The organism is Arthrobacter sp. 1088 (assembly GCF_031455315.1).
Classification (GTDB): Bacteria; Actinomycetota; Actinomycetes; order Actinomycetales; family Micrococcaceae; genus Arthrobacter.
Genome location: NZ_JAVDSM010000010.1, coordinates 150,570 through 176,816, shown reverse-complemented (window position 1 = coordinate 176,816; position 26,247 = coordinate 150,570). Strand labels below are relative to the sequence as shown.

Genomic DNA, 26,247 nt, shown 5'->3' with positions numbered 1-26,247 from the left:
TTAGATCAGGTGGTCCGAGAGGTGGTTCGGGGTGCCGAAGCGGTGCGCGGTGACGGACACGGCCTGCTCGCGCAGGAATGGCAGCATCTCGATGCGGCCGGCCTGGGTCACTGCACCGTGGTAGACGGCCACATCCGGGCGGCCACCCATGGCTGCGCTCAGCGCGGCGAAGTCGCCACCGATCAGGCGGATGCGGCCGGCGTCGAACTTTGCCGCACGGGCCAGCCACGCGGCGTCGTCCTCGACCCGGACGCTGACGCCCAGGTTCGCGAACACATTCACCACAGCATCGGGAAGTACGACGGCGGAGCTCACCTTGAGGGTCGATCCCGCCACTGCGCCGGCCGCTACTACGCGGAGCAGTTCCGCGAGCCGCTCGCCTTCGGACAGGCGGACCGTGACGGGGATCGGACGGTAGCGGAACACGTTGCGCTCCGCGGAGAGGCCGGAGACATCCTTGCGGGTGCCGAACTCGGATTCCCAGGCTGCGGCGTCGCTGAAGAGTGCCTGCTGAAGGGTGTGGAGTTCCTCGGCAGTGACGTCAGCGGACGTGGCAGCCGTGAGGATCTGGGCGGCTGCCCCCTGGAGCACGGTGCCGCGCTTTGCCGTGGCTTCGGCGGGGAGCCAGCTGCCCAGGCCGATGAGGTAGTTCGGTCCGCCGGCCTTGGTTCCGGCGCCAACGGCCGACTTCTTCCAGCCGCCGAAGGGCTGGCGCTGGACGATCGCACCGGTGATACCACGGTTGACGTAGAGGTTTCCGGCCTGGATGGTGTCCAGCCAGATGCCCATTTCAGCGGAGTCCAGGGAGTGCAGGCCAGCCGTGAGGCCGTACTCGATCTCGTTCTGGATGGCGATGGCTTCCTCAAGGGTCTCGGCGGTCATGACGCCCAGGACCGGTCCGAAGAACTCGGTGAGGTGGAAGTACGAGCCACGCTTGACGCCAGAGCGGATACCCGGGGACCAGAGCCGGCCGGTTTCGTCCAGGGGCTCAGGCTTGATGGCCCAGGTTTCGCCGTCGCCCAGGGTGGTCAGGGCGTTCAGGAGCTTGCCGTTGGCCGGTTCGATGATCGGCCCCATCTGCGAGGTGGCGTTTTCGGGGTAGCCGACGGTCAGGGAGCGGGCGGCGTCGATGAGCTGGTTGTGGAACCGCTTGGACTTGGCCACGGAGCCAACCAGGATCACCAGGGACGCGGCGGAGCACTTCTGGCCGGCGTGGCCGAAGGCCGAGTACACGACGTCCTTGGCTGCGAGGTCCAGGTCAGCGCTCGGGGTGACAATGATGGCGTTCTTGCCGGACGTTTCCGCGAGCAGTGGCAGGTCCTGGCGGAAGGAGCGGAACAGCTCAGCGGTTTCGTAGCCGCCAGTCAGGATCACACGGTCCACGCTCGGGTGCGACACCAGCTGGGTGCCGAGTTCACGCTCTTCAAGCTGGACCAGGGCCAGGACTTCACGCGGCACACCGGCTTCCCAGAGCGCATCCACCATGACTGAACCGGAGCGGCGGGCCTGCTTTGCCGGCTTGATCACGACGGCGGAACCTGAGGCGAGTGCCGCGAGCGTCGAGCCTGCGGGGATCGCCACCGGGAAGTTCCACGGCGGTGTCACTACGGTGAGGTTCGCTGGGACGAACGTGGCGCCGTCGACCTTTTCCAGGTCCTTGGCGCGCTCGGCGTAGTAGTGCGCGAAGTCGATCGCTTCGCTGACCTCGGGGTCGCCTTGGTCAATGGTCTTGCCGGTTTCTGAAGCCATGACCTCCAGCAACTCTGCGCGGCGGGCTTCGAGGACGTCGCCGGCGCGGTGCAGGATCGCTGCCCGCTCGGCAGCGGGCCGGGCACCCCAGGCCTTGCCGGCCTCCACGGCGGTGGCGATGATGCGGTCCAGATCGGCGGCGGCGGAAACCTTGGTGGATTCGACGATCTTGTTGCCCGCGGTGGAGCCGGGGATGCGCTTGAGGATGTCACGGCCCCAGGCGCGGTTTGCCGGCAGCGCCGGGTCCGTGTCCGGAGTGTTGCGGAAGCCCTCCAGCGGGGCAGGCTCGGCTGGCAGGCGCCGGTCCTGCTTGCGGTTGGGACCCGGGACCTCGTCCTTCATGTTGGCCAGGGAGTTCAGGAAGCGCTGCTGCTCGCGCTTGAACAAAGCCTCATTCTCGCTGAGTTCGAAGACCGCGGACATGAAGTTTTCCTGGCTGGCGCCCTCTTCGAGGCGGCGGATCAGGTAGGCGATGGCGACGTCGAACTCGCCCGGGTGAACCACCGGTGTGTACAGCAGGAGGCTGCCGACGTCCTTGCGGACGGCCGTGGCCTGGCCCGTTGCCATGCCCAGGAGCATTTCGAACTCGATGCCTTCAGTGACGCCACGCTGCTTGGCCAACAGCCACGCGAAGGCGACGTCGAAGAGGTTGTGTCCCGCTACGCCAATCCGGACGGCGTCGATGTGCTCCCGTGTGAGGGCGTAGTTGATGACGTTCTTGTAGCTGGTGTCCGAGTCCTGCTTGCTGCCCCAGGTGGCCAGCGGCCAATCATGCAGGGAAGCCTCAACCTGCTCCATGGGCAGATTGGCACCCTTGACCACGCGGACCTTGATGGGCGCGCCACCCTGTGCGCGGCGTGCAGCGGCCCATTCCTGCAATTCCTGCATCGCACCGAGGGCGTCCGGGAGGTAGGCCTGGAGGACGATGCCGGCCTCGAGGTTCTTGAACTCCGGCATGTCCAGGATGCGCTTGAACACCGCAATGGTCATGCTGAGGTCCTTGTATTCCTCCATGTCCAGGTTGATGAACTTGGGCTTGGGGAAGGACGCGGCCAGGCGGTACAGCGGGGTGAGCTTCTCCACCACGTGATCGACGGCTTCGTCGAAGGCCCATGGGGAGTGCGGTGCCACGGTAGAGGATTCCTTGATGGAGACGTAGTCAACGTCGTCACGGGCCAGGAGCTTCAGCGTGCCTTCCAGGCGGCGCTGCGCTTCGTGCTCACCAAGGACAGCCTCGCCCAACAAGTTCACGTTCAGGTGCACGCCGTCCTGGCGGATCTTCGCGATGGCCGGACCGAGCTTGGCATCCGTGGCATCCACGATCAGGTGGCCCACCATCTCCCGGAGCACCCGGCGGGCGATCGGAATGACCACCTGGGGCATGATCGGAGCCATGACGCCGCCCACACGGACCGCGCCGCGCATGTACCAGGGAAGGAACGCAGGAACCTTGGGAGCCAGCTCGGCGAGTTTCCGGGCGGCGACGGACAGGTCCTCGGGGCGGATGACGCCGTCGACGAATCCGACCGTGAAGTCAAGGCCATTCGGATCCTTCAAGACGCCGGCGAGGCGCTGGGCGGACACATCCACGGGAATCTTGCTGGCTTCGGTCAGCCAGTGGCGGACCAACGCGATGGCTTCCTGTGCCAAAGCATCGAACTGCCCGGAATCCTGGGTGCGCGGGGCGGCGGCAACCGGGAGGGTGCTGGTCATTGGGGCTCCTTCTGAGGCGGAGAAGTTTGTTTGTTTCCATCAGTATGGATCTACAATCACGTTAGGAAAAGCGATCTTTTCTGACGAATATTCATTACCCATTCCGATCCTTTGGAGGCCGCCTTGCTGGAAGTCCGCAGGCTGCGTTTGCTGCACGAATTGAAGATCCGCGGAACGCTCGCCGAGGTGGCCGATGCCATGCAGTACAGTCCCTCTTCCGTGTCCCAGCAACTGACCCTGCTGGAGAAGGAAGCAGGCGTCGAACTGCTCCGCAAGGCCGGCCGCAGGGTGCAGCTGACACCTCAGGCGGAGATCCTGGTTGCCCACACCGCCGCCCTCCTGGAGACACTGGAACGGGCGGAAACCGAGCTCGCGGCGTCCCTGTCCACAGTCACGGGAACCGTCCGGCTGGCCGTGTTCCAGTCGGCTGCACTTGCGTTGCTGCCTGACTTCCTCAGCATCATGCGCCAGGAGTATCCGGAAGTGCGCGTCGAAATGACCCAGCGCGAACCCGAGACGGCCCTCTATGAAACCTGGGCGCGCGACTTCGACATCGTGGTCGCGGAGCAATATCCCGGACACGCCGCGCCCCATCATCCTGGGCTGGACCGGGCAACGCTGACCAGCGACGCCATCCGGCTGGCCACTCCCCCGGTAGGACTGGGCGGGGAACGTGTAGCCTCACTCGCCGACACCGCGGACATGCCCTGGGTCATGGAGCCCCGCGGCGCCGCCTCCCGGCACTGGGCCGAACAGGCCTGCCGGTCCGCTGGCTTCGAACCGGACGTCCGATACGAAACGGCCGACCTCCAAGCGCAGATCCGCCTCATTGAATCGGGAAACGCCGTTGCCCTCATGCCGGACCTCGTCTGGACAGGTCGGACCCGCCCCGTCCAGCTGCTGGACCTCCCCAGCCTGCCACAGCGGACCGTCTTCACGTCCACCAGGACGGCCGGGCGGATCCATCCCGCGATTCTTGCATGCCGCGAAGTACTGGAGCGGGTGGCCGCTGGGCAACAGTAGCGCAGCCCACTCCCAGGAGGGCCGGATTCCGGGAACGCAAAAGGCCCCGGTCCTGGGGACCGGGGCCAAACGCGGAGAATGGGGGATTTGAACCCCCGAGGGCGTTAACCCAACACGCGTTCCAGGCGTGCGCCATAGGCCGCTAGGCGAATTCTCCTTGCTTCCGAATCGAAAGCAGATACTACTGTACCTGAGAATTTCGGCATCGTGTAATCGGACGATTTCGCCCTCGCCGCACGTCCAAAAAGCATTGTTCGCCTTAACGGAAAAATGGACGCCCCCAACGCGCCCATTCTTGCGGTATCACCGTTGAGCTGCCGGGTCCGGCCCCTCGCCCCCAGGCCCCGCAGCTCACAATCTTGAGATTGCCCCAATCGGTGTACATACCCATGGTCCGCTGTGACCCGCAGATATGCAATGGTGTGGGCCGCTTTGTAGCCGTTGTTACTGACAGGATGTTCCCATGACGCAGCTCCACGCCCTGGTTGTTTACGTTCCGGAGACCCACACTCCCGCCGTCCTGAAGGCAATCGGGGACGCTGGTGCAGGACGGATCGGCGACTACTCGCATTGCTCGTTCACCTCGCCGGGCACTGGCCATTTCACTCCCCTGCCGGGCGCCCAGCCGTTCATCGGCGACGTCGGAACCAGCGAGCAAGTGCCGGAAACGCGGGTTGAGTGCGTGGTTGAGGAGGACGTGCTCGACGCCGTCGTGCTGGCTCTGCGAGCGGCCCACCCCTACGAGGAGCCGGCTTTCATGACGTGGCCCGTGAACGGGTGGCGACCTTCCCCGCCGCATCTGCCGGAGAGCTAGGATCGCTCCGTGGACGATAGGCAAATACCTCCCGACTCTGCCGGTTCGCTGGACGGGTCAGACGAAGAAAGCCGGGCCGCGGAAAGAATCTTTGAACGCCTCCAGGCCTTGGAGCCGCTCTGCGATCGAAGAATGGACGTTGGCGGCGTCGAGAACGGTTCGCCCCTTCACCAGTTGGATGACCTTTTCAGTTCCTCCCGCAGCGTCAGCCACCTGCTGACCCAGTCCCTCGTGGCCGCCATGGATAATCTGCAGGCGCTCCGCCGCCTCTTGTTCATCGAGGCGCCCGACGGAAACATCTATTTCCGCACCCAGACCCATGCACCGTACGCATTGGTACGCACCATCATGGAGTGCACTGCCACAGTGCTGTGGGCGCTTCTGCCGGAAAGCTCCGATGAACGCGCGCGGCGGGGCCTGGTACTCGTGTCCCGGGAAGTGTTCAACGCCGCCGCGTTCTGGGACTCCTACCTTCGGGAGTTCCATCCGGAACGGCACGAGGTCGCGGCGGATTACTTTGACGGCCTCCGCCGGGCGCTGAACTCATCGGCTGAAGCCTTGCGGCTGCCCCCAATGTTTCGGCGGAAAGGCGATGGAAGCTGGGGGTATGCCACCAAGAACCGTACGGAGACAGCGATCCTCAAGGAGTTGCGTTCGAGCAGCAGCCTGCCTCCCGGGCTGATCTATGCCTGGCAGTTCTGTAGCGGCTACTCCCACGGGCTGGAGTGGACAACCGCCGAAAGAAGCGGTTACGACGTCGCAAGCAGCCTCGCCGAAGACGATGCGTTCCAGGCCGAAGGAATGGAACAACTCCGGCGCATGTGCGACGTAGCGTTCGATCTGATACCCCAGGCGTGGGAAGTCTTCGATGTCCGGCGCCGCAGCGGACCATTCTTAAATCCCGGGGAACCACTTTTGGACTGAAGAACCGTCCTTGGATTGAAGAGCTGACAGGACTTGAAAGTCAAGATTGTCGGACCTCCGGACCGGGAGTACAGTCACCCCATCGCTGGACACACTTGACCGGACGCACATGACTTGGAGGACCACATGAAGCTGCGTCAATTCTGGTTGGGGATCGCTGCGACACTGCTGTCCTTGGGGCTCCTGTCCCCGCAGGCTGCCGTCGCGGTCCAATACGACATCGACTCGGCCAACAGTCTGCAGGTTGTGGTTAACAAACACCGGATGCTGAATCCGCCGAGCTATGTCCCGGCGTCACTTACGCGGGTTTCAACTGAACGGCTGCGCCCGGAGGCTGCAACCGCATACAACTCGTTCGTGAAGGCAGCCAAAGCGTCAGGGGTCAACATCCGGGCCACCAGCGGATACCGCTCCTACTCGCAACAACAGAGTCTCTATGCCGACTACGTCGCGCAATACGGCCAGGAGACCGCAGATACCTTGGCTGCACGCGCCGGTTACAGCGAACACCAGACCGGCCTGGCCATGGACATCGGAAACGCCAGCGGCGTATGTGCTCTGCAAGCTTGCTTCGCCGATACACCGGTGGGTCGTTTCGCGGCCACGGACGGCTGGAAATACGGGTTCATCATCAGGTACCCGGCCGGGGCGCAGGACATCACGGGCTATGAATATGAGCCGTGGCATCTGCGGTTCGTCGGCGTGGCGATCGCCACAGATATGAAATTCAGGGGGATTACCACGCTGGAGCGATATTTCGGGCTGGAGGATGCGCCTGACTACCTGCCTTAACGCCCGCCGAAATCGGGCGGGAGCCACCCGCCGTCGAGCGTTTTCCACAGCCCCCTGCGCCGATTCGAACCAATAACCAAGTTCAGGTAAGCTTGTCGACGGCCCCTCATGTGGCGTCATCCTGTTGAACTCCCCCAGGACCGGAAGGTAGCAAGGGTAGATGGGCTCTGGCGGGTGCATGAGGGGTCTCTTATTTAAAATGTCAGTCCCTATAGGTAGGTTTCACTTGTGACTGTTACAACTGCCCTGTATCGAAGGTATCGCCCGGACTCTTTCGCGGACGTTATCGGGCAGGAACACGTCACCGAGCCCCTGATGACGGCCCTGCGGAAGAACCGCGTGAACCACGCCTACCTCTTCTCCGGCCCCCGCGGCTGCGGCAAGACCACGTCCGCGCGCATCCTCGCGCGCTGCCTGAACTGCGCCGAAGGCCCCACTGACACGCCTTGCGGCAAGTGCCCCAGTTGTATCGAACTCGCGCGCGGCGGCTCCGGCTCACTGGACGTCATCGAGATCGACGCCGCCAGCCATGGTGGCGTGGACGACGCCCGCGATCTCCGCGAGCGCGCAACGTTCGCCCCGGTGCGGGACCGCTACAAGATCTTCATCATCGACGAAGCCCACATGGTCACTTCGGCTGGCTTCAATGCGCTCCTGAAGATCGTCGAAGAGCCGCCGGAACACATTAAGTTCATCTTTGCCACCACGGAGCCGGACAAAGTCATCGGCACCATCCGATCGCGCACGCACCACTACCCCTTCCGGTTGGTGCCGCCTGAGCCTCTCATCAAGTACCTTGAGCTGCTGTGCCACCAGGAGAACGTTCCCGTGGCTCCGGGCGTGCTTTCGCTTGTCATCCGCGCCGGCGGCGGTTCCGTCCGCGATACCTTGTCCGTGCTGGACCAGCTCATGGCGGGCGCCGGACCCAACGGTCTCGACTACGAACTCGCGGTTGCCCTTCTCGGCTACACTCACGCTTCCTTGCTGGACGACGTCGTGGACGCCGTCGCAGCCGCTGATGCTTCAACGGTCTTCCGCGCCGTCGACCGCGTCATCCAGACCGGGCACGATCCCCGGCGCTTCGTGGAAGACCTCCTGGAACGCTTCCGGGACCTCATCATCGTCCAGGCAATGCCCGAAAGCGCACAGGCCATCCTCCGGGGCGTGCCCGAGGACCAGATTGCCCGGATGCGCAACCAGGCTACCAACCTGGGTGCCGCGGAGCTCTCCCGCGCGGCGGACGTCACCAACACGGCGCTCACGGAAATGACCGGAGCCACCTCCCCCCGGCTGCACTTGGAACTTCTGTGCGCGCGTATCCTGCTGCCCAGCTCCGAGCAGACAGAACGCGGCATTGCGGCCCGGATCGATCGCGTGGAGCGTCGACTGAATTACGCCGGCGACGCCGGGATCCCGGTTGCCGCTTCTGGCGCGCCTTCCGCCACAGCTTCTTCATCGGCGGCTGCGTCAGTTGCCCAGGCTGCCCCTCCACAGGCGCCCGTTGCCGCACCAGTTCAGGCACCCGCACCAGTTCAGGCACCCGCACCAGTTCAGGCGCCCGTTGCAGCACCAGTTCAAGCGCCAGTACCTGCGCAGGAAACGTCGTCAACACCTGTGTCGCGGGAGCCACTCTCCGCTCCGCGCGTCTCAACGAACGACTGGCCGGTGGACGAGCCGACGCCTACACAGCGTCCCGTCCAGAATGCTCCCTCGACGAAGCCAGCCGCTGCCACGGCTCCTCCTGCCGTACAACCGGCTCCGCAAAGTGTCCCCGCTTCCCAGCCGGCCCCGACATCACAGCCGGCTCCTGCCGCTGGCGGAGACGTCGAAGCCCTCCGTCGCGCTTGGCCGGAGGTCCTGCAAACGCTGACCAAGATCAAGCGCAGCACGTGGGCCTTGGTGGAGCCGAATGCCCAGGTGGCCCAGTTCGATGGCCAGGTGCTGACACTCGCCTTCACCACCGCGGGCCTGGCCGGTGCCTTTGGGCGCGCAGATCACTCCGAGAACCTTCGCCAGGCAATCCACAAGACCATCGGCATCGACTGCCAGATCGTCGCAGTGGCTGGCGGCAACAGCTCAGCGAGCTCTGAGCCAAACCCAAAAGCACCTACTAGCCGGGAGGTTCCGGCTTCGCCTGGCGCCGCATCGCCGTCGGCAGCCCCGGATCCAGTTGCAGTCCAGGTACCAGTGCCAGCCCAGGAACGGGTGCCAGCGCACGTGCCTAGCGCTGTTTCATCGGTCGACTCTGCCTGGGGCTTGGCACCGGCTGCCCCCGCGGCAGCGGCGCCGGCTCCGGCCAGGCCGGAGGCAGCAGCGCCAATTGCGGATGCCCCGGTGCCTACAGAACCCACGACACCGGCGGCTCCACCCGAACCCACGGCGCCCGCGGCTCCCGCAGAACCCACAGCGCCGGCTGGGGACTACTCCTACGCCGACGATGATTGGGGGCCTCCCCTCGACGAAGATGCGCCGCCGTTGGACGAAGAACCTCCGATGGACTGGGAACCGTCCCGCGCATTTTCCGGTCCGGACACCCCTCCGGCACCGGCGTCACCGACACCTGCTTCGGCGGCACCAGCTCCCCCTGCACGGGGGATTCCGTCAGGGCCATCGCAGCCAACACCCGCGCAGGAAGCCCCTCGATCGGCCGCCAACACAGCTCCTAAATCCTCAGAAACGGTGGGTTCCGTCGACCCTTGGTCCAGGGCAGTGGAACAAGCGCCGGGTACATGGGTGGTGGGCACCGAATCCAATGTGGGTGCCAAGCAACAGACTCCCATCGAGGCTGATACTGACGTGTCGAAGGTCCGCGACTACGAACCGGCGGCCGCGCAGGTCCCGGCGAACGGCGGCACAGCCCTTGAAACACCGGCGGAGGCGGCAGCCTCGGCAGCCCCGAGCTACGGCCACCCGACCAGCGGCGGGCAAAACGGCGCGTCGGGATGGGACGTCTCTCCGGCGTCGGGTTGGCCCGGCACCATGCCAGTCCAGGCGTCCGCCCCGGTGCCTGCCGCGTGGCCCACCACAGCCACGGAAACCCAGCATGCGGGCGGCTCCGTCGCGACGCTTGAGGAGGGCGCGCCGTCGAGCGGTCCTTCGGCCCGTCAAAGCCTGTACCAGCGCTTGACCAACAGTCCCGAAGCCCAAGCCGGACGCGTGAAGGCGCCCGTGCGGACCCAAGCGAGGCCGGAGTTGGCGCCGGAGGATATCCCCAGCCCGGAGGACGAAACCATCGAGGAATCGAGGGTCTTTGGGCGTGCTGCCGTGGAGCGTATTCTGGGCGGAAAGCTGATCGAAGAGCGCGCCTTGGACGGTTCTCCCCTGCAACCCCGCTGATGACAGCATCGATACCAAACAAACGAGGACATTTTGTACGAAGGTGCAGTTCAAGAGCTGATTGACGAGCTCGGCCGGCTTCCCGGTGTGGGCCCGAAATCGGCACAGCGCCTGGCGTTCCACATCCTTGAGGCCGATCCCGAGGACATGAAGCGGCTCGTTACGGCCATCACCACGGTGAAGGAACGGGTTAAGTTCTGCACGGTGTGTGGCAATGTCACCGAGCAGGAAATGTGCAATATCTGTCGCGATCCGAGGCGGGATCCGTCGGTCATTTGCGTGGTTGAGGAGTCCAAGGACGTTCTTGCTGTGGAGCGCACCCGTTCGTTCCGTGGCCGGTATCACGTGCTGGGCGGAGCTATCAATCCCATTGCGGGCATTGGCCCGGAGCAGTTGCGGATCCGCGAGCTCCTCACACGCCTCAACGACGGCGCCATCCAGGAAATCATCATCGCTACGGATCCCAACCTTGAGGGTGAGGCCACTGCTACCTATTTGGCCCGCATGCTCAAATCGATCGGGATCACCGTCACGCGGTTGGCTTCCGGCCTGCCAGTGGGTGGGGACCTTGAGTACGCCGACGAAGTCACGCTTGGCCGGGCGTTTGAGGGCCGCCGGAACGCGCTGACGTAAGGCGGCGCGTGGACAACCAGCGTCCCGGCAAGAGCACCAAGGCAGCAACCACTGCCTGAATCACGAGGCCAGTGAGGGCGACGGGCACCGAAGGCGCCAGCTGATCACTCGATTCCCCTCCGATACAGGGAAAATCACGACCCGGTCCATCGGCTGCCCACTGCAAGCCGGACAACACCCAAGCCAGTTCATGCTCCTTGGGGAGCGCCTCCGCGGCGACGCTACCGAAGAGCAGGATCGGATTGGACGCTGCCAGCCAAGCCACCCGCTCTGTATGCGCCACTTCCACGGGCCGGAGACGCCCAACACACTCGTATGCTGTGATCCGTCCGGTGTCGTCGCGCTCCACGTTGACGGGCACCGACGCCTGGTCCATCACAGTCGTCCATGGAATCAATGCGATGGTAGCCGCTACATTGCCCAGGCACAGGAACGCCACCAGCGCCGCAGCCAAGGCAACACCTGCCGCCGTTCGGCCTGAGCAGGCGCGGGCACCTGCGCCTATGAGTCCAAACAACACAATCTCAAGGACAACAACCACGACGCCGGCACCCGCCAAGGCGATCGGCCCGCCAACGGCCATGCCCACCGTGAGAAGCAGGATGCCGGACGGCACCGCGAAGACCGCCCCGCGGAAGACTCCGGCGAACAGCCCGCCAAGGAATGTTCGAGCCTTTTGATGGAAGCCCCATACTGCCCCGAGGACAGCAGAAACGACTGCCATCCATCCGGCCATCAGTATGTACGTGGCGCTTGGGAGGCTGGATTCAAACCATCCGTTGGCTTCGCCGAAAGCCACCACAGCTGCGGCCGTCGCCCAGGCCAGAAGGAGCCCGGACGCGCAGGCCAACCAGAACCACCAGGATTGCAAGGACATGCGGCAGTCATCCCAGGCCTCCCGCACAGCGGCTCCAAGAATGTCGGCGATCCCAGGTTGGTGGTCCAGCCTGTGTTCACTCCCCGCGGTTCCGTCACGCCGCGGAAACCGGTCGTCGATAACGCCGCCGCCGATCACTTCGTATTCCGATTCGCTGCGCGCCGGCCCGGGATCGTCCGGTGGCTCAGGAACCCTGGCCATGGCACCACGCAATGCTCATAAGAGGGATCGTACGCCCGGGGGCCTGCTGCCGAAACTGACTGCGTGGCCGCCATGTGGTCACAATTCCTGCGGGGACACAACACGGCGATAAACTGGCCGAATAAGCTACGCAGGCGTGTCCCAATTTCGAATTTGGCATGCCTCGTTCGAACCCTATTGATGCAGTGAGGGTGCGCGCATGACTATGCCCACTACCGAAGTGAAGATCGAAGAGCTCTCCGACGGAGCTGCCATTACCAAGCAGCTGATCGTTCAGAAGTTCGGCGGTTCCTCGGTTGCCGATGCTGATGGCATCAAGCGGGTCGCTCAGCGTGTTGTGGATGCGCAGAAGGCCGGCAACGAGGTTGTGGTTGTTGTTTCCGCCATGGGAGACACCACAGATGAACTCCTGGACCTCGCGGGCCAGGTCACGGACTCCGCTCCTGCCCGCGAAATGGACATGCTCCTTTCCGCCGGAGAGCGAATTTCCATGGCACTGCTTGCCATGGCCATCAACAAGTTTGGCGCCTCCGCCCAGTCCTTCACGGGCTCCCAGGCAGGCATGATTACCGACGGCATCCACGGCAAGGCCCGGATTATTGATGTGGACCCGCACCGCATCCGCACCGCCCTGGACAAAGGACACATTGCGATCGTGGCGGGCTTCCAGGGCATGAGCCGCAGCACCAACGAGATCACAACGCTGGGTCGTGGCGGCTCGGACACCACGGCTGTTGCCTTGGCTGCAGCGCTCGAAGCCGATGTGTGCGAAATTTACACCGACGTGGACGGCATCTACACGGCCGATCCCCGCGTTGTGTCATCGGCCCAGAAGATCGACCGCATCTCCAGCGAGGAAATGCTGGAACTTGCTGCTTCCGGCGCCAAGATCCTGCACTTGCGGTGCGTGGAGTACGCCCGCCGTTTCGGCGTGCCGCTGCACGTCCGCTCTTCATTCAGCCAGCACGAAGGCACGTGGGTCATCCCGGGCGCCGATGAAAAGTTCACGATTCAAGAGGGAGTTGCCTTGGAGCAGCCAATCATCTCCGGCGTTGCACACGACCGGTCCGAAGCCAAGGTCACCGTTGTAGGCGTGCCGGACATTCCGGGCAAGGCCGCTGCGATCTTCCAGGTGATCGCGGACGCGCACTCGAACATCGACATGATCGTACAGAACGTGTCCACCCACGGCACGGGCCGCACTGATATCTCGTTCACGCTCCCAATCGTCGAAGGCGCCGACGCTTTGGCCGCCCTGCGTGCAGCTGAGGGCCAAATCGGCTTCGAGAGCATCGAATACAACGAGCACGTTGGCAAGCTGTCCCTGATCGGCGCTGGAATGCGTTCACACCCCGGCGTTTCGGCAACGTTCTTCAAGGCCCTCTCCGATGCCGGCATCAACATCGACATGATCTCCACCTCGGAAATCCGCATCTCGGTTGTCACGAGCGCAGATGCCCTGGATGACGCCGTCCGCGCCATCCACGCCGCCTTCGAGCTCGACGGCGATGCCGAAGCTACCGTTTACGGCGGCACCGGGCGCTAAGGCCGCCACTTTACCGGTCAGCGACCGGCTCTTCTGAGAAGGCTCCGTCCCCACTTGGGACGGAGCCTTCTTTGGGTGGCAGTATGCCCGTGATCAACAGGTGCTGTCGGCGGGCATATGTCTCTCTAGGTGGTCCTGCCTGACGCTCGACGGTATAACCACACGGGATTGCCGAAGCGGCGACCAGACGGCGCGGCAGCAACCACAATCACGACCTCGTTCTCCCGCTCGTATTCGAGGAACTCCACTTACGCTGCAGCGGCGGCGATATCCAGACTTTTCATCCGTACGCCCGCGCTGTTGGTCCTTATCTTGGCGAGCAGGCGGCCGGCAATCGGCAGGCGGGCGAGGCGGATCATCGCGGACCGAAGCAGCAACTCGGCGCGGTTGCCTGGGGTGAAGAAGCTGCGCATGCTCACGCCGCTGCCGAGGTGGTGGTCGACGAACGGGCGCAGGTGGTCCTCCCAGTCCTGCAGCGCCCGTGACACGTCGTGCGGGTGGCGTTCGAGCATGGTGCCGAGCAGGTCGGCCCCGGCCAGGCCGGTGGATGCCCCCATGCCGGAGTAAACGGTCAGGCACCACGCGGCGTCGCCGACGAGCACGACTCGGCCGCGGTGCCAGTGGTCGAGGTGCACCTGCTCGGCGGAGTCGAACAGGTGATCGGGGGCCTTCTCGAACTGGTCGAGCAGCCAACCGAGCGTGGAGCCGGTGGGCTCGGGGCCGTAAGCGGCGCGCAGCGAGTCGATGGCTGGCCGGGTGAACTCGGCGTCCACGTCGTCGGTGCGGTAGGAGAGCAGCACCGTCGGCGGACGGTCAGCGAACGGGAACACCCACGCTGATCGACCCTGCTCGGCCAGGATCAGTCCGTCTTGTTGACGGTAGCCGGGTACCGCCTCGGGCAGGCTGTACGCGGCGATCATGTAGTTCAGTGGACGGATCGGGCTCTGCTCGGGTTCGAACGCAAGCCGGCGCACCGTCGAGCGCAGTCCGTCTGCCCCCACCACCAGGTCGAACCGTTCGACGATCGTCGTCTCCGTCGTCAGGTTGCGGATCTCTACATCCACCCCGTCGATGTACTGGTCCAGCGCGATCGGCACGGTCGAGTACCGGATCTCCACTTCGTCGGGCAGGGCGGTGAAGGCCGCGTCTTCAATGTCGCCCCGCAGTACGAGTCGAGATCCGCCGAACACGTCGGCGTAGCTTAGACCGCGGCGGCGCCGGTCCGTGCGGTCGACTTCGTAGCTCACGGCTTCCGGAGCGACGCGATTCGGCACGGCATCGGCGATGCCCAGCCGTTCGGCGGCGGCGAGCCCGGTTCCGAACAGGGCGATGAAGTATCCGCCGCGGCGCCGCTCGTGGGCCTTCTCCAGCACCACCACGTCCCAGCCCGCGCGATGAAGTCGCAGCGCGGAGGCGGTCCCGCTGATCCCGAGGCCGACCACCAGGGCCCGCTGTCGTTTTGTCATGTTCTTGTCCATGGGATTGGGCGCTCAGTGGCTCGGGACAGACGCCAGCTGGCGCAGGTTGGTGTTGTTCTGCAGTGCCCATCGCAGGGTCCGCGGTGGGCGCCCGAGCAGGGTTTCCAGCTGGTCGGAGAGGACGTCGTACCGACCGCTGGCGATCAGACTGGTCTGGATCCTCAGGTGCTCAGCCGCGTGCCGGGCCGTAGCCGGATCGCCCAGGGACTCCTGCAGGACGGTCTCGTCGAGGAAGGCCTCGTTCCAAGCCTCCAGCTCCTCAGGGATGTAGACGATCTGGCGTCCCAGCGCGGCTGCGTAGTCCTCAGCGAACCCGTGCATGTCCTTCAGCTCCGGACCGGTGAGCTCGTAGGACTTCGAGATGTGCGGTGCGGGGTCGACCAGCATCTTCACGGACACCTCTGCCAGGTCGTGAACGGCGATGGGGGCGAGCCGCTGGTTGCCGAAGGGCAGGCGCAGCTCACCGTTGCTCAGCGGGCCCAGCAGCATCCAGGTCAGATGGGGGTTTTCGGCGAACAGGGTCGAGCGCACGTTGATGGTCGGGAGGCCGGACCAGTCCAGCACCCGCTCGCAGATCCAGTGCGCCCGCTGCTGCGGTGACCAGTCCGTGACCATTCCTCCGAGCCAGGAACGCCGCTCCTCTTCCGGTGCGGTCATCTTCTCGAGCGTCATGTATGACTGCTCGTAGTTGGATAAATGCACGAAGGCCTCGATGTCGCCCTGGGCTCGTGCCGCCGCGGCCATCAAAGTGAGGGCGTCAGCGTAGTTTGGCTGCGGGGTCATGCTGAAGTAAATGCGCTTGACACCCTTCAGCGCTGCGGCCACGTCCGCGGGTTTGAGCAGGTCGCCGACGAAGACGTCGGCCCCGGCCTCGCGCAGCGACTGGGCCCGTTCGTCGTCCCGTCGCACGAATGCGCGCACCGGGTGGCCCTGTTCGAGCAGCATGTCGACCATCAACCTGCTCACGCCGCCGACCTGTCCGCCGGCGCCGGTGATCAGAATGGGATTGCGTTCCGTCATTTGTGTGTTCTCCATCAGGTTGGGGTGAGTTGTAGTCAGAGGATGGGTTCAGTGCGCGCTGGCGTCGATTGCGTCCATCGGCGGAAGACCGGGCTGAGGGCCCTGCCGGGGAAACGCGATATCACCGCGGGACTGCGCCGGGTCGGGAAGGGGCTGGAGTACGCGCGGATCCAGGTCGGCGTGGCGATCTCCGGTCGGGCGACGTGTTGCAGATCAATGGTGGGTTTCGACGCCGGCGCGTTCAGACATAGGGTGCCGGAATCGGTCCAGCCGCGTGCAGGGCCGCGTCGGTGTCCGCTATGGCCAGCATCCTGTTGATGTCGGCCCCGGCCAGTGCGCCGGCCGCGGCGGAGGCCCCGACCTGGGCGGTCAGATCGGTGGCGTTGCCGGCCACCCACACCCCCGGCACTTCGGTGATGCCGGCCGTGCCGGAGGCGAAACTGCGGCCCTTGTTCGGCAGGTCCTGCACGGGCACGTGCAGACCTTCCAGGCCTTGGGCGCGGATCTGCAGTTGCGCCAGGACCGCGATGACGCGGCGGGCAATGACCTGGCCGTCGGCCAGGCGAACCCCGGCGAGGGCACCGTCGTCGTCGTTGACGACTTCGGTGACCGGGGTGTCGATGACGCGGATGCCGCGGGCGGCGAAGCGGGCGCGGTTGTCCTCGTGCAGGTCGGTGCCGTGCGTGAAGTAGGTCAGGTCCTCTGTTAGTTGGCGGTAGAGATACGCGTGGGCGATGGAAACCGGGCCGGTGGCGAGGATTCCGATGGGTTCGTCGCGGACTTCCCAGCCGTGGCAGTACGGGCAGTGCAGCACGCTGTGCCCCCAGTGCTCGGCGAGACCGGGGACGTCCGGTAGAACGTCGGTGAGGCCGGTGGCCACGAGGATGCGGCGGGCGGTGATGCTGCGGCCGTCGGCGAGGGTGATGGTGAACCGCAAATCCCCGTCAGCTGAGGGGGCGGCGGGCTCGGCCGTGACTACCTCGCCGAGGACGATGCGTCCGCCGTAGTGGCGCACGTGCTCCCGTCCTCGTCGAAGGATCTCGGACGGCGGGGTGCCGTCCAGGGCGAGGAGGCCGTGCACGGCTTCGGCTGGCGCGTTGCGGGGGTAGCCGCTGTCGATGACGACGACCGAGCGGCGGGAGCGGGCGAGGATCAGAGCGCCGTTCAGTCCTGCGGCGCCGCCTCCGATCACCACCGTGTCGATAGTGCCTTCGGCCAGTTCGTCACTCGTGAATGGAGGAGTCGTCTCAGTCATGGTTTGGTCAGCCTTTCGGGTTCTGGACGGTTGTCGGGTTGGTTGCGCGGCTAGGGTCGGGTGAGCCACTTGCCACCCATGTCGTGATCCGTTCCGCGATCGCTTCGGGGGCTTCGATGTGCAGGAAGTGGCCGAGGTTGGGGACGATGTCGCGCACGTGGGGTGCGGCGTATCGATGCCGGTCGTCGACGTTCGGGGGGAGGATGCAGTCGTCGTCTGCGCCGTGGATGTGCAGCAGGGGCACCGTGATGGGGTGGGAGAGTCGGCGTGCAGCCTTCAGCATGCCCAGGCGGGTCATCGCCCGGTAGTACTTGAGGGGCGCGGGGAAGCTCGCTCCGAGGTGTTCGTGTAGCTCCGTTTGGAGAGCCGGGTCGAGGGTCAGGTTTGGTGACCATTGACGCCAGAGGCGGTCGATGAGGGCGAAGTCGTGGGCTCGGGCGATCATGCCGCTTCCGGGAAGTTGGAAGAAGGCCATGTACCAGCTCCGGCGGAGTTGGGCGGGGCGGGGCCGGCCGATGAATGTGAGGGGGTGGGGGATAGCGAGCGTGACTGCGCGTTTGATGCGCTCCGGCGCGGTGACGGTGGTGTCGTACGTGATGAAGGCGCCCCAGTCGTGGCCAATGAGGTCCACCTGGCGCTGGGGAGACCACTGCTCGATCAGTGCGACCACGTCGCCGGTGAGGGATGCGAAATCGAATGGACCCGCGGTCGGGGACGGGGCGTAACCGCGAAGCCAGGGCGCGAGGACGTAGCGACCCTGGCGGCTGAGTTCGGCGAGGAACGCCTTCGCCGTTGGCGGGTGGTCCGGGAATCCGTGCAGGAAGATCGTCGGTTGACCTGTGGGGTCACCGCCCTGCAGAGCGTGAAAAGTGCCGTGCGGCAAGTCGAAAGTGACGTGTTCGAAGTCCATGCATGTTGAGCCTGTTTCGAGAGGGGTCGGACGGGAGATGCTGGTGCTGGCTTCGGTGTCAGCCGGCCAGTTGGTTGAGCTTGCGGATCTGTTTGTCGAAGGTGCGTGAGGGCACGAACCGGCGCAGGACGCTCACGCGTCCGGCCATCGAGCCGGCGGTGTACCTGGGTGTGGGCTTGGAGTCCGTGGCGGCAGCGACGATCACCTTCGCGACAACATCGGGGTCATCGGCGGTACGTAAAGCGGTGGCCAGTACGTCTCGGGAGACCTCCCGCTGTGCGGAGTAGACCGGCAAGGGTGAGTCCGGTGCAAGGCTGCTCGCCTCGAAACCCGTGCTTGTAAAGGCCGGCTCGACCAGCAGCACCCGGACGCCGTGCTCGCGAAGCTCGTGGTCGACGGACTCCGAGTAGCCCTCGACTGCATGCTTGGTGGCGGCATAGATGGCCATGAAGGGGGCTGGGATCAGACCCAGGACCGAGGAGACGTTGACCACACGGCCACTGCCCTTGGCCCGCATGTGGGGCAGCACGGCGTTTGTCATCCGCATCAAGCCGAAGACGTTGATGTCGAAGACCTCCTTGGTCTGCTTGATCGAGCTCTCCTCGCCAGCGCCGACGGCGCCCACGCCTGCGTTGTTGACCAGGACGTCGATCCGACCAAACCGTTCGATCACCTTCTCGACCAGGGAATGGGCCGATTCGTCGCTGGCTACATCGAGATCGAGGAACGACACCCCGGCAAGCGGGCGGGCGTTCGCCGCGTTCCGGCTCGTACCGACCACCGCGAAGCCGGCGTCTACGAGGGCGCGTGCTGCCGCCCGCCCGATTCCTGAGGAAGCGCCCGTCACGAGGGCCACCGGGGAAGCTGTCTGCATGTTGGTTCCTTCGGCTATAGGCGTGACTTCGCCGCGCCAGATATGGGGAGTCAGACATTTATGTACTGAACAGTCAACAACGCTAGAAGGTTCTGTACTGATTTGTCAATTACGACCTTTCGGCTCTATCTTGGATGTATGGCGAGACCACGAACTTTCGACCGCGACCACGTTCTCCATGCCGCCGAGAGGCAATTTCGCGAGTCGGGCTACAACGGCACGAGCGTGGACGACATCAGCGCAGCCACCGGGCTGGGCCGCGGCAGTCTCTATGCCGCTTTCGACGGTAAACACGGTGTGCTGGTGCAAGCGATGACCGGATACTTCAACCGGTTGGGAAACGTTCCGGCGAAGGTTCTCGCCGGCCCGGACGACGGCGCACTGGAACGGCTCCACAGCTACCTGCTCCGCGCCGTCCACGGGGTGCCTCTAGCCGACGATGTGCCCCCAGCTACCGACCGGGCGGCGGCTGCGTGCTTCGCGGGCAAGATGGCTCTGGAGATCGGTGCCTCAGACGCCGAGGTGCAGCGCATTGCTGCCGAATGTTTCTCTATGCTCGTGACGGCGGTGGCCGAGTGTGTGCGCGCGGCGCAGCGCAACGGAGACATCGACCCGGATGCCGATGCTGAAGATCTGGCATTCCTCGTGCTAACCGTGATCCGCGGGACCGACGTCGTCGGTGCGTACGGCCACAGCCCTGCCCGCTTGACCCGAATTGCCGAGAGCGCGTTCGCGTTGCTGCCACGCGTGAGCCGCCGCTGAGGAGGGCGCAGCCGAGCGACTGAACGCAAGCCCGATCTGCGGATGCTCCGCGGACACGCCGTCACTGCGCGCCAGGCACTACGAAAAGCAGTTGCGATGGCAGGAAATGATGGCCCCGGAGATCATACGGCGACTCGGGGCCATCCCTGACCTGCCCGAGGATCCGCGGCCAAATGCTCCGGTCGCGGCCGCCCTCGCCTTCGATCCGGTACACTGACGCCCCGGTCCTTCCTTGCGTTAGCCGTTGCCGCGTTCACCTTTGCCGCGCTGCACCGGCGCCAGCAGGACGTCAATGAGCTGCCTGAGCCCATCAGCCATGTCCACGTCTTTGTCATAGAGCCACTGCAACTGCAGGCCATCGAACGCCGCAACAACCAACCTGGAGAGAAGGGCCGCGTCAACGTCGCTCCGGACTTCACCGGTTTGCTGCCGGCGGGCGATGTCTTCAGTAAGGCCTTGCACCAAGTCCTCGTAACGCTCTTTGAAGTAGCCGTGGGAGTCATGTCCGGGATCATTGGCTGTGGCCGATGCGACAGCGTACAGGGTGGTCAGCCCTGGCTCGTGCCGGTTCCGCTCGGCGATCGGCGCCATGAGGCCAAGCCCCGCTTCCTCTTGGCCGACCACTGACATGGACCGCCGGTCACGCTCTGCCAGGACTGCGGTGAGGAGTTCCTGCTTGCCCTTGAAGTAGTGGAAGAGGGTGGCTTCCTTGACCCCCACGAGTTCCGCCACGCGCTTGAGAGCAGTCCCTTCGAAACCTTCGGTCGCAAAGACGTCCGTCGCCGTTTGGATGATCTGTTCGCGGCGTTCCGCACCCTTCGCGTATTGCCCGCGGGCCTTGGAAGTTGACATTGAGTCAGTCTATTTCACGCATCAAAAATCGAGTCATCCTAGATTTATCACTCAAAAATCTAGTCACACTCGATTTTTGTCGCTAAAGTCTTTCTCGAGACCCAACGGTGGGTCACCCGTTCATCAGGAGGCAATGTGGCCCTCAACCTCAAACAACAGGCGCCGGCGGCCGGCACCGAAGCTGCAGTCGTCGAAGCGGCCCGCGCTCCCCGCGCCTACGTCATCGGCATGCCAATCGCCAGCGCAGGTCTTTGGATGGCCGTTCTGGCCCCCGCGCTGGTGGTTTTGGCCATCAAGGTCTCGGAAATCACCACCCCGGACACCCGCGCCGGTGCACTGAGCTTGGTGGCAGGCGTCGGCGCCACGATAGCCCTGCTGGCCAACCCGCTCTTCGGACGCCTGAGCGACCGCACAACGTCCCGCTTCGGAATGCGCAAGCCCTGGATCGTCGGCGGCTCACTGCTCGGGCTGGCATCACTCTTCCTGCTGGGGTCGGCCGCAGATGTCGGCACGGTCCTCATCGCCTGGGTCTTGGCACAGCTGGGCTTCAACGCGGCACTGGCCGCCCTTGTAGCCACGCTCCCCGACCAAGCAGCCCCCTCCGAGCGCGGGCGCCTCTCCGGGCTGATCGGCATGACATTGCCAATCGGGCTCGTGGCCGCTGCGTTCTTCGCGCAAATGTTCGACAACGCCTTGCAGATGGCCGTGGTCCCCGGTGTCGTGGGAACCGCCGTCGCAATCGCGTTCGCCTTCACGTTCAAGGACCGCGTCCTCACCGAGAAGCCGGCGCCACTGAACCTCAAAGAGATCCTGGGTTCGTTCTACTTCAACCCGCGCACCTACCCGGGCCTTGGCTGGGCCTGGCTCACCAAGTTCATGGTCTACATGGGCTACTGCGCAGGGCTCCTGTACTTGCCGTACTTCTTCGCGGACCACCTCCACGTTGCAGAATCCCAGGTCACCAGCCTGGTGTTCCAAGCGACGCTGGTGAGCTCTGCCGGCACTGTCATCACCAGCCTCGCAGGCGGTTGGATCAGCGACCGCGTCGGCAAGCGCAAGGGCATGGTGATCATCTCCGCCCTGGTGATGATGGTGGGGCTGATCGTCATCGCTACCAGCACCGACACCGGTCAGGTCCTGGCAGGCCAAGCCATCCTGGGCCTCGGGCTCGGAGTCTTCAGCGCAGTGGACGTCGCCCTCATCGCCGACCTGCTCCCCGGCAGCCAGACCGAGAACGCCAAGACCTTCGGTGTCTTCAACATCGCACAGGCCCTCCCGCAGTCGCTCGTACCCGCCGTTGCCTTCCCTGTCATTGCCATTGGGGGTTACCCCGCATTGTTCCTCGGTGGCGCTGTGATCGGCATCGTCGGTGCCGTCCTCGTAACCCGTATCAAAGGAGTCAAATAAAATGAACCCCACATTGTCGGCCGCTGTCACGGCCCCGCAGACCGGATCGCCGGACGCCGAAGAGCGCATCCGGGAACTCGCACAGAGCCTCTCCCTGGAGCAGCAGATCCAACTACTGACGGGAGCGGACGTCTGGTCCACCCATGCCATCCCGGAAATCGGTCTCAGCCGCATCGTCATGTCCGATGGTCCGGCAGGCGTCCGCGGCGAAGACTTCGACGAGCGCCACGACTCAATCTCCCTGCCGTCGTCGTCCGCCCTGTCCGCCACGTGGAGCGTAGAAACCGCTCGCCGTTACGGCCAGGTCCTCGGCCAGGAGGCCCGCCGCAAGGGCGTCCACGCCGTACTCGGCCCAACCATCAACCTTCATCGTTCACCCCTGGGTGGCCGTCATTTCGAGTGCATGAGCGAGGACCCGCGGCTCACGGCAACCATGGCCGCCGGATACGTTGCCGGCGTGCAGTCCATGGGCATAGGGGCGACTCCCAAGCACTACCTGGCCAACGAGGCCGAGACGGAACGCTTCACTTCGGACTCCGTGGTGGACGAACGCCCGTTGCGCGAGCTTTATCTGGCAGCGTTCGAAGACGCCATCACGGAGGCCCGCGCCTGGCTGGTCATGAGCTCCTACAACTCCATCAACGGCACCACGGCGAGCGAAAACAAGCTGTTGGAATCCCCGCTCTCCACAGAATGGGGATTCGACGGGGTGGTGGTTTCCGACTGGACGGGAGTGCGTTCCGTTGATGCCGCAAACGCCCACCAGGACCTGGAAATGCCCGGACCGGTAGGCCACTGGGGCCCCAAACTTCTGGCCGCCGTCGAGGACGGCCGCGTCAGCCGGGAGGCCATCCTGGAAAAGGTCACCCGTATCCTGCGCCTCGCTGCCCGCGTCGGTGCCCTCGAAGGCTTCGAACCCGCTGTCACCGGGCTCCCCGCGAAACTGGACGGGGCCGCCGTCGCGCGTGAAGTTGCCGTCCGTGGCGCAGTGCTGGTCCGTAACGAGGGAGGCATCCTTCCGTTGGATGCCGCGACGCTCAAGAGCGTGGCCGTGATCGGTCACAACGCTGAAGAGGCCAGAACGCAGGGCGGCGGGAGCGCCACGGTGATGCCCAAGTACACCGTCTCGCCCTTGGAGGGGCTGCGCAAAGCACTGCCCGACGACGTCAAAGTCACCTATGCGCGTGGCGCGAAGGTGGCCGAGGGCCTTCAGGCGTTCCCCCGGACTTCACTGCACAATCCGGTCTCCAATGTCCCTGGGATCCGCGTGACGTTCCTCGCAGAAGACGGCACGGAACTCTCGGGCGAAGACCGCCTGGCGTCGCACTTGATCTGGTTCGGCATCGGCATCCCGGAAGGCGCCGCCATCATCCGGATGGAAACCGACTGGACAGCCGATTCCGCAGGTGTCCACCACCTCGGAGTGGGCACAGTAGGGCACATCCGCCTCTCATTGGATGGAGCCGAAGTCTTCAACGACGAAATCCAGGACGACACCGATGTCCTGGGTGCCGCGCTCTTCGATCCGCCCAAGACTGTTCACGCAGTTGAGACCGCAGCCGGCCAGCTGGTGCGTATCGAAGCCGAATACCGCCTGCCCAAGGAACAGATCATCCCGTTCACGGCAATCCTGCTGGGCGAAGAAACCGTGGTGGCGGATCCTCAGGCGGAGATCGACGCCGCGGTGGAAGCCGCCCGGGATTCAGATGTAGCCGTGGTGGTCGTCGGAACCAATGCGGCCATCGAATCCGAGGGCTTTGACCGAAAGGATCTGGACCTCCCGGGGTTCCAGAACGAACTCGTACAAGCCGTCGCCGCGGTCAACCCACGCACGGTGGTGGTGGTGAATTCGGGTTCACCTGTGGTGATGCCGTGGCTCAAGAACGTCAACGCGGTGCTGCTGGGCTGGTTCGGTGGCCAGGAGTTCGGCAACGCGATTGCAGACATCCTGCTGGGCGCCGAGGAACCTGGCGGTCGGCTCCCCACCACGTGGCCGGCAGCCTTGGAGGATGTTCCGGTCCTGAACACCACTCCCGTGGACGGCAAGGTGGTCTACTCCGAGGGAATTCATGTTGGCTACCGTGCGTGGCTCAAGCAGCAAGGCGAAGGGGGCCCCGCTCCGGCGCTGCCTTTCGGCTTCGGGCTCGGCTACACGACCTTCGAGTTCGGCACCGCCCACGCACCACAGTCGGTCACGGCCGGCAACGACGTGGTTGTGCATGTCCCGGTGAAGAACACGGGCACGCGTACGGGACGTGAAGTGGTTCAGGTCTACCTTGAGCGCATCGGTTCCGCTGTGGAACGTCCGGTCCGTTGGTTGGCAGGCTACGCAGGAACCCACCTTGCTCCGGCGGGGACTGACAGCGTTGAAGTCCGCATCCCGGCAAAGGCTTTCGCGCATTACGACGGCGGCTGGCAGTTCGAGCGTGGAAGCTTCCGCCTGCTGGTGGGTCGCCATGTTGCGGACAGCTTCCAGACTCTGGACATCGAGGTGCGGTAATAATAGAGGGCAATTGGCGCGGCGCGGCGGCCTTTTTGGGCCGCCACGCACGTGGTTTTCGCCACAAGCGCCGTATCTGGGGTATGGTATGGAATTTTCATGGCATGCTGTACGTTGCATACCCGGTAACCCCCTAACACGAAGAGGCATCAAAAAGTGGCAGCCGACTACGACGAACTCCGTACCGATGTAAAAGAGAACCAGGAGCAGTCCCTCCAGGCGCTCCAGTCCGCCAGCGCCCCCACGGCCAAGAGCGTGGTTCTTGAACTCGACGAAACCGACGGCCTGGATGCCAACGGTCCCGGCGGCGAAATCGTCGCTGAAGAACTCATCATCCAGGTCATCCCCCAGGCAAGCGACGAGTTCACTTGTAACTCATGCTTCCTGGTCCGCCACCGTTCGCAGATTGCCCGCGAAAAGGATGGCGTCGCCTACTGCACTGACTGCGAAGGCTAAGACGACCACCACCCCGGCGGAACATGAATCGTCAGGGAGTGCCGCCGTCGGGATTAATTGCGGAAGGACCGGAGCACATGCTCCGGTCCTTCCGCACTTAATTACTTGTCGCCCGCTTCCTGCCTGCCCTCCTTATCGGGTTCGGACAGTCGCTCCTCGTCGGTGTATTCAGGGGCGACCACCGGGGAAAGAGCGTCACCAAGGAGACCGGCAGCCTCCCTGCCACCCTCTGGATCAGGCCGGTCCGGCGACCTGTCGTCCTCCAGCGGAGTGTCCGTCATAGTCCGCCTCCTTGTCCGCCGATCATCTTCTGGCGCCGGTGATTGCTCACCCTGAGCTGAAGAATCCGCGCACCGCCGGCCAGCGCCACCAGCACGCCTCCTCCAACAGCTGCGATGAACAGCGTGGTGCCGAGGGCGAGCGCCCCTTCCAATCCGAAGAAGCGAACAGTGACCATGTCCTGGTTCTGGACGAAGAAGACGATCAACAGGACCAACACCACCAGGCCCACAGCTACTGCCACCCAGATTGCTGCTGTTCGCGTGGGCCGGGAATTGCCCGGCGCGACCCGTCGCTGCGGGTGATCGGCCCGTCCAGAGCCTCCCCGGGCCATTGCGGCATCATCTTGAGCGCTCATTGACAGCCCCCTCATTTCCCAGAACGTATGCGTGCCCATCACATGTCCATGCACTCATATAATAAGCATGCTTATAAGTGGCTCAACAGGGGCCCGGGCAGGATCCCGGGAAGCAAGCCCGGCCGGCAGGAAGCCCACCCTACTTAAGGCCTGCCCTACACAAGGAAGGACCGGAGTTCGCGGTCCGGCCCTTCGGTATTTGGGTGCCGTTGTTACTGCCTGTCACAGTTAGGAATGGTCACAGTTACTGGTGGTCATACGCTGTAGTCGGTTGAAGTTGGCCCTGGATCGTTGTTCCGGACAGCGTAGTGATGGCCTTCGGAATCGGTCTCAATGTCAAAGGTCTTCAAGTCTTCCTCGGAAGCCGTTTCGAAGTCGTCGTGTTTGTGCACAACAGGGGCATCCGTGTCCCCATGGGTTGCTGGTCCGAATACGGACTGCAGCCGCTCGGTCACGTGCTGAAAGTTTTCCAACTTGCGTCCCATGTT

At 64.5% G+C, this 26,247-nt stretch carries 22 protein-coding genes, 1 tRNA gene and 1 other RNA gene; 12 read left to right on the top strand and 12 right to left on the bottom strand.

The window, feature by feature from the left end; translation table 11 throughout:
• Positions 1-3,462: a bifunctional proline dehydrogenase/L-glutamate gamma-semialdehyde dehydrogenase gene (locus J2Y41_RS16935; RefSeq protein ID WP_309930179.1), complete on the bottom strand. Its 3,462-nt coding sequence runs from the start codon at positions 3,460-3,462 to the stop codon at positions 1-3.
• A 123-nt stretch (positions 3,463-3,585) separates the two neighbouring features.
• On the opposite strand from J2Y41_RS16935, the gene J2Y41_RS16930 reads away from it, so the two are divergent.
• Positions 3,586-4,485: a LysR substrate-binding domain-containing protein gene (locus tag J2Y41_RS16930; RefSeq protein WP_309930177.1), complete on the top strand. Its 900-nt coding sequence runs from the start codon at positions 3,586-3,588 to the stop codon at positions 4,483-4,485.
• A 72-nt stretch (positions 4,486-4,557) separates the two neighbouring features.
• On the opposite strand, the gene J2Y41_RS16925 is transcribed toward J2Y41_RS16930, so the two are convergent.
• Positions 4,558-4,642: transfer RNA gene (locus J2Y41_RS16925), tRNA-Ser, on the bottom strand.
• Positions 4,643-4,948: 306 nt separating this feature from the next.
• Between J2Y41_RS16925 and J2Y41_RS16920 the strand changes: the two genes are divergently transcribed.
• The 6 genes from J2Y41_RS16920 (at position 4,949) to recR (ending at position 10,984) form a co-directional block, all read left to right on the top strand.
• Positions 4,949-5,299, top strand: a complete 351-nt coding sequence (locus J2Y41_RS16920; RefSeq protein WP_309930175.1) for a hypothetical protein — start codon at positions 4,949-4,951, stop codon at positions 5,297-5,299.
• A gap of 9 nt (positions 5,300-5,308) precedes the next feature.
• Positions 5,309-6,223, top strand: a complete 915-nt coding sequence (locus tag J2Y41_RS16915; RefSeq protein ID WP_309930173.1) for a hypothetical protein — start codon at positions 5,309-5,311, stop codon at positions 6,221-6,223.
• A 126-nt stretch (positions 6,224-6,349) separates the two neighbouring features.
• Positions 6,350-7,015 (top strand): M15 family metallopeptidase, encoded by a 666-nt coding sequence (locus J2Y41_RS16910; RefSeq protein ID WP_309930171.1) that lies wholly within the window; start codon positions 6,350-6,352, stop codon positions 7,013-7,015.
• 97 nt (positions 7,016-7,112) lie between these two features.
• Positions 7,113-7,209: signal recognition particle sRNA small type (ffs, locus tag J2Y41_RS16905), an RNA gene on the top strand.
• Between the two features lie 34 nt (positions 7,210-7,243).
• Positions 7,244-10,351 carry a DNA polymerase III subunit gamma and tau gene (locus J2Y41_RS16900; RefSeq protein ID WP_309930169.1) on the top strand — a complete coding sequence of 1,036 codons (3,108 nt, stop codon included), beginning with the start codon at positions 7,244-7,246 and terminating at the stop codon, positions 10,349-10,351.
• A 33-nt stretch (positions 10,352-10,384) separates the two neighbouring features.
• Positions 10,385-10,984 carry a recombination mediator RecR gene (gene recR, locus J2Y41_RS16895; RefSeq protein ID WP_216921891.1) on the top strand — a complete coding sequence of 200 codons (600 nt, stop codon included), beginning with the start codon at positions 10,385-10,387 and terminating at the stop codon, positions 10,982-10,984.
• Here the strand turns inward: recR and J2Y41_RS16890 are convergent.
• Entirely contained in the window at positions 10,938-12,062 is a 1,125-nt protein-coding gene (locus J2Y41_RS16890) for a hypothetical protein (RefSeq protein ID WP_309930167.1), read from the bottom strand. The two genes, recR and J2Y41_RS16890, sit on opposite strands and share 47 nt — an antisense overlap.
• 199 nt (positions 12,063-12,261) lie before the next feature.
• On the opposite strand from J2Y41_RS16890, the gene J2Y41_RS16885 reads away from it, so the two are divergent.
• A complete protein-coding gene (locus J2Y41_RS16885; RefSeq protein WP_309930165.1) occupies positions 12,262-13,608 on the top strand; it encodes an aspartate kinase in 1,347 nt (448 codons plus the stop codon).
• 248 nt (positions 13,609-13,856) lie between these two features.
• Here J2Y41_RS16885 and J2Y41_RS16880 read toward each other — a convergent pair whose 3' ends face one another.
• The 5 genes from J2Y41_RS16880 to J2Y41_RS16860 all read right to left on the bottom strand — a co-directional run bounded on the left by J2Y41_RS16880 (position 13,857) and on the right by J2Y41_RS16860 (position 19,145).
• A complete protein-coding gene (locus J2Y41_RS16880; RefSeq protein WP_309930163.1) occupies positions 13,857-15,086 on the bottom strand; it encodes an FAD-dependent monooxygenase in 1,230 nt (409 codons plus the stop codon).
• Positions 15,087-15,098: 12 nt separating this feature from the next.
• Entirely contained in the window at positions 15,099-16,106 is a 1,008-nt protein-coding gene (locus J2Y41_RS16875; RefSeq protein WP_309930161.1) for an NAD(P)H-binding protein, read from the bottom strand.
• Positions 16,107-16,347: 241 nt separating this feature from the next.
• Complete coding sequence (locus J2Y41_RS16870) at positions 16,348-17,361, bottom strand: NAD(P)/FAD-dependent oxidoreductase (protein ID WP_309930159.1); 1,014 nt, start codon at positions 17,359-17,361, stop codon at positions 16,348-16,350.
• A 7-nt stretch (positions 17,362-17,368) separates the two neighbouring features.
• A complete protein-coding gene (locus tag J2Y41_RS16865) occupies positions 17,369-18,271 on the bottom strand; it encodes an alpha/beta hydrolase (protein ID WP_309930157.1) in 903 nt (300 codons plus the stop codon).
• A gap of 58 nt (positions 18,272-18,329) precedes the next feature.
• Complete coding sequence (locus J2Y41_RS16860) at positions 18,330-19,145, bottom strand: oxidoreductase (RefSeq protein WP_309930156.1); 816 nt, start codon at positions 19,143-19,145, stop codon at positions 18,330-18,332.
• A 138-nt stretch (positions 19,146-19,283) separates the two neighbouring features.
• On the opposite strand from J2Y41_RS16860, the gene J2Y41_RS16855 reads away from it, so the two are divergent.
• Positions 19,284-19,907, top strand: a complete 624-nt coding sequence (locus J2Y41_RS16855) for a TetR/AcrR family transcriptional regulator (protein WP_309930154.1) — start codon at positions 19,284-19,286, stop codon at positions 19,905-19,907.
• Positions 19,908-20,144: 237 nt separating this feature from the next.
• Here J2Y41_RS16855 and J2Y41_RS16850 read toward each other — a convergent pair whose 3' ends face one another.
• Complete coding sequence (locus tag J2Y41_RS16850) at positions 20,145-20,759, bottom strand: TetR/AcrR family transcriptional regulator (protein ID WP_224094147.1); 615 nt, start codon at positions 20,757-20,759, stop codon at positions 20,145-20,147.
• Positions 20,760-20,894: 135 nt separating this feature from the next.
• On the opposite strand from J2Y41_RS16850, the gene J2Y41_RS16845 reads away from it, so the two are divergent.
• The 3 genes from J2Y41_RS16845 to J2Y41_RS16835 all read left to right on the top strand — a co-directional run bounded on the left by J2Y41_RS16845 (position 20,895) and on the right by J2Y41_RS16835 (position 25,122).
• Positions 20,895-22,166, top strand: a complete 1,272-nt coding sequence (locus J2Y41_RS16845) for an MFS transporter (protein WP_309930152.1) — start codon at positions 20,895-20,897, stop codon at positions 22,164-22,166.
• Position 22,167: 1 nt separating this feature from the next.
• On the top strand, positions 22,168-24,666 hold the full coding sequence (locus J2Y41_RS16840; RefSeq protein WP_309930150.1) for a glycoside hydrolase family 3 C-terminal domain-containing protein: 2,499 nt from the start codon (positions 22,168-22,170) through the stop codon (positions 24,664-24,666).
• Positions 24,667-24,822: 156 nt separating this feature from the next.
• Positions 24,823-25,122, top strand: a complete 300-nt coding sequence (locus J2Y41_RS16835; protein WP_224094141.1) for a DUF4193 domain-containing protein — start codon at positions 24,823-24,825, stop codon at positions 25,120-25,122.
• 101 nt (positions 25,123-25,223) lie between these two features.
• On the opposite strand, the gene J2Y41_RS16830 is transcribed toward J2Y41_RS16835, so the two are convergent.
• The 3 genes from J2Y41_RS16830 to J2Y41_RS16820 form a co-directional block, all read right to left on the bottom strand.
• Positions 25,224-25,403 (bottom strand): hypothetical protein, encoded by a 180-nt coding sequence (locus J2Y41_RS16830; protein WP_309930148.1) that lies wholly within the window; start codon positions 25,401-25,403, stop codon positions 25,224-25,226.
• Entirely contained in the window at positions 25,400-25,759 is a 360-nt protein-coding gene (locus J2Y41_RS16825) for a lipopolysaccharide assembly LapA domain-containing protein (protein ID WP_224094139.1), read from the bottom strand. The genes J2Y41_RS16830 and J2Y41_RS16825 overlap by 4 nt, the downstream gene beginning before the upstream one ends.
• A 254-nt stretch (positions 25,760-26,013) precedes the next feature.
• The gene (locus J2Y41_RS16820) at positions 26,014-26,244 is read right to left on the bottom strand and encodes a hypothetical protein (RefSeq protein WP_224094138.1); all 231 of its coding nucleotides are present in this window, start codon (positions 26,242-26,244) and stop codon (positions 26,014-26,016) included.
• Positions 26,245-26,247: the final 3 nt, after the last annotated feature.